The following is a 3,962-nucleotide window of genomic DNA, read 5'->3' as shown; positions in this document are numbered from 1 at the left end:
CCTTATCCCTTATAGGCAAGGCGATGAAACGCTTGTCGAACCCGACAATAGTCCCCCGTTCTTCCGGGTCATTCTCCTTGGAATACAAGAATACATCACCATCGGCTTTCATTACCTCCTCCTTCTGGAAGCAAAATGAGCAGAATGTGTCTGTGTCTGATTTTTCGGCAGAAAAAGGCTTCTTTTTTAGAGTGACTGAATCATATATTGGTGTTATAGAGGTCTGTAATACATTGAATCCTGCAAACCGCTTTGGTTGTCCGTCAATAATATCTGTCAAATCTTTAAACGCTTTTATATCGAAAAGAATCAGGTCTGATACATGTTTAGGGTTTAATACGAGATAACGATCCTCAAAAGGTATATTCACATCATCAAAACGTTCTTTCAGACTTAGTATATCTTCTACGGAAAGTCTTTTTCGCTTTCCTGATGTATCACCTGTTGTTGATATAACCGGTGTGTATTCTCCATCTTCCGCCGGTGCAAATGCATGTGCAGCCTTTTCTGCCGTTTTTGCTCGTAATTGGCTACGATGCCCCATCAATACCGATTCTAATTGATCATAACTATATTCTATCACTTCTGGACGGCGTACCAAGGTATTTTCAGTTTCAAATAAATCTAACTCAATACGAATTGGTTTATCTACCCGCTGTGATACCTTAATAGGGTATGTGGTATTATTTACCAACACTTCAGGGTCTACTCCCACCTCTGCCATATTAATAGCGTTGTTGTCTACTAGACTTGAAAAGTCTTTTACATAATTCAAAAATGAACTGTTAGGATAAAAATTCTTAACTAGTTGTCTTACCCATACTTCTTTGTTTAATGTACTCATAATCGTAAATATTATTTATTGTTTGATAATTCTTTTTTTACTAATTCATCATATAAAGAGGGGTTGTTTCTTAGCTCATTTGGAGCATTTTTTCTGTAATCGTCTAATGTCCACTCATGTTTCAATTTTACCCCGCCCTTGTCATATTCTTTGTTTATTATATCCATAGGTTTGAACATTACTGGAGCTTTATTTATCATAGACTTGAATACGTCTAAATTCTTCATTGCTAGTTTCTGCATGTCCCCAAATATAAAATCAGATGAATAGGTTCTGAATTTATCCTTATTAGAATCCACAAATGACCTGTATTCTTTTTTTTGAGTATCTTCGTATAATTTACGTTTAGAGGCGATGAACCTTGATAATTTTAACGGATGTTCCAGGAATATCTCCTCTAACTCGGCAATCTCTTCTTGTTGAATAATGCCATCTAAGTGTGCCATATGCAAACACTCCTTTACATCTTTTTCGGTAGGCGATAATCCCTTTAACGTGTTAATGCCCGATAATACATCATCAATAGTTGCCGTATCCGGCAATCCTAACGCTTGTAGTAACGATTTAAAATCCTGTTCATTCATTGTCTTTTGATTTATTGATAGTTTTAAATAGGTGGGTAAATCCACCGGATTATTATCATAATACAGTTGTACGGCATTCTTATTACTAGGTATGTCACAAATAGAAACCTCTACCAATTCACAAGAAACCACAGTTCTAACATTATTTATTAATTCTATTACACATTTTTCTATACCAATACTGGCTCCATTTAGAAAACCTGATTCTACTTTTTCTTTAATGGTCTTCCCTGGTTCGTGGACATCATCAAAAACAGGTGTTCCATAAAATTTTATGTTTTCCACTCTTAATTTATCCCAACGGCCCACAATCCCGTTTGAGCGGTCGTGCATGTATAACATGATGGGATTTTTAATGAAACGCTCCATGTTAATTCCGGATGTCTTGACTACTAATCCTAAACTATTTAGACTTTCGTCACTCAATAGAAACTCTCTCATATTTTTTTCTCTTTTGTTTTGTTAGTTTGTTTAATTCGCTTTGAATCAATGAGCATATCTCAAAATTTTCAGTAACTAAAGCTACTTGAAGTTTCTCAGATAGGAAACGTATTTTTTCAGTCTTGTTTTGTTTATTCAAGTAGCTTTTATACATTCCTTCAAACTGTCTATGAGTTTTTTTCAACTCTGATAATTCTTGCTTGTCTATATCTTTCTTTACTGTTCCCCGGGATTTACAGAATAGATTAAGTGTTGCAGCATTCATTTTATTATCCTCAAATGAATCTCCATAAATAATACCCATCTTATAAGCTAAGTGCCATATACTTTTAATCATACGCTTCTTTTCATCTGTATGTAAAAGATAATTTATCAGTTGTTTGGCTTCTGTCATGGTCAAATCTCTACAACTATCTGTCCTGCCATCTGAAAAGCCTAGAACAATATTTTCCTTTTGGCCTGCCAATCCAAATTTGCTTAATAAAGTATGTATCATTTTAAGCTGCTTGGGGGTTATTCCTCTGTTATTCATCATCTTTTGTACTAATAAAGATTGTATTCCAATTAAAATCGAGCCTCTTAACAACCATTTCTTTTACTTTATACAAGAAATGCCTATAACCTAGAAAGTTTCGACAATCCTTTATAATCTTGCTATTACCCACAGTGATGGCATCAAATTGTGTATCCTCATTAGAAAAGAAAGTTACAACTTTACAAAGTTTGCCTTCTTTGTTGACTGAGAAAGTAACTATGGCATTGTCCATACCTTCCAAGATAGTACCTACATTTTTAAAATCAGGACTTAAACTATTAACTGTATCCATTTTTATCATAACTCCTCCTTCATTATTTTTTCTAGATAAATTTCATTCATCAAATCCCCGAAACGTTTCTTTCGTTTCAGTTCCTTTATACGGCCGGGGTCATCAATCCCGTTAGCTCTGCATATTTCTTCGATTTCTTTCGGCTGTAATCCTATGAATGAGTGCCAAAGGTTTATACGGCGTAAAAATTCCGGAATGCCTTCTTTTTCTTTGGCTGCCATCTTTAACAGGTTGTCTTTGAAATAAGGCATCCCGGCTAAAATTACCCCGCAATTGCCTTTTATTTTATCTCTAAGCACATGCAGGTAAAGAATCATTGTTTGGTTTAGTTTCCCCGCTTCATCAATGATTATCAGCGGATTTTCCAACTTGTTTAGTTCATCAGCGGCACGATTGATCATCTCGTTCAGGTTGCTTTCAAACGGATAGGCCAGTTCACGAAGCAAGGCTAAAAAGAATTGCCGGGGATTCATTGTTTTATCATAGCAGATATAAAAAACATTCTTCCGGCGGCTGTATGCGCTGATGGCTGTTGTTTTTCCCATTCCGGTATCAGCTATAAGCCCAACCATAAAATGATATTTACGCGCTTTATCACATATTTTGAATGCAGATACAAAATCAGTCGTGGAAAACAGTTCATCAACCATGTTCCTGTTACAGAAGTTCCAGATATTCATCAACATGCCTTTAGACAGCTTATCCCACTTTTCATTCTCCAGATTGGATAATGTAGCGTCACTGATACCGGATTTTACGCCAAATTCACATTTGCTGATCCCCTTTTCTTTACAATATTGGTTCACAGCCTTTTTAATCTCAACCTTTTCAGGTACATTTGCAACCGAATTTTTCATTTATTCCTGTTCTTTATGGACTGGATTACAGCCCGGTACTACCACTAATAGTACCGGGTTTTCATTCGTCCTCGTTTAAATATTTATTTATGTCAAATTCTCTGATTTCTTTTTCTGTAGCCAACATTGGGGATTCTCTCCGTTTTCGGCTCTTCTTCTCATCCTTGCCGTATGTCTGAACCTCACTGAATACGGGGATATTCGTCACGTAATCGAGGTTTACCCCCAAACGGGCCGCTTCCTGTGCTAGCATTCCGTTCTCCTTGAATTCTTCTATGATATTCTTTGGGGTCAGTTTAGCGTTCATGGCATAGGCCGCTTCCGGATCGATGGCCTCGGCTTGCCGGGCCAACTCGGCCTGTTGCCGTTTAAACGCCGTTTTAATGCCATTTATACGCCCCTTGTTCTT

The 3,962-nt window shown here is 36.7% G+C and carries 5 protein-coding genes and 1 pseudogene; all 6 read right to left on the bottom strand.

Annotated elements, in window-relative coordinates; all coding sequences use genetic code 11:
- Positions 1-844, bottom strand: an 844-nt coding sequence (locus E5342_RS18670) for a hypothetical protein (RefSeq protein ID WP_135960051.1), incomplete at its 3' end; no start/stop codon positions are given.
- An 11-nt stretch (positions 845-855) separates the two neighbouring features.
- Entirely contained in the window at positions 856-1,869 is a 1,014-nt protein-coding gene (locus E5342_RS18665) for a hypothetical protein (RefSeq protein ID WP_135960050.1), read from the bottom strand.
- Positions 1,847-2,404, bottom strand: coding sequence for a hypothetical protein (locus tag E5342_RS18660; protein ID WP_135960049.1), 558 nt, complete (start codon positions 2,402-2,404; stop codon positions 1,847-1,849). Before E5342_RS18660 ends, E5342_RS18665 begins: the two co-directional genes overlap by 23 nt.
- On the bottom strand, positions 2,394-2,705 hold the full coding sequence (locus E5342_RS18655; protein ID WP_121736174.1) for a hypothetical protein: 312 nt from the start codon (positions 2,703-2,705) through the stop codon (positions 2,394-2,396). Before E5342_RS18655 ends, E5342_RS18660 begins: the two co-directional genes overlap by 11 nt.
- On the bottom strand, positions 2,702-3,553 hold the full coding sequence (locus E5342_RS18650; RefSeq protein WP_121736175.1) for an ATP-binding protein: 852 nt from the start codon (positions 3,551-3,553) through the stop codon (positions 2,702-2,704). Before E5342_RS18650 ends, E5342_RS18655 begins: the two co-directional genes overlap by 4 nt.
- Positions 3,554-3,614: 61 nt before the next feature.
- Positions 3,615-3,962: pseudogene (locus E5342_RS19465) on the bottom strand (hypothetical protein); the annotation flags it as partial.

The organism is Parabacteroides distasonis, assembly GCF_004793765.1.
Taxonomy (GTDB): Bacteria; Bacteroidota; Bacteroidia; order Bacteroidales; family Tannerellaceae; genus Parabacteroides; species Parabacteroides distasonis_A.
The sequence above is the reverse complement of the archived record's forward strand: the minus strand, read 5'-3'. Positions and strand labels throughout refer to the sequence as shown.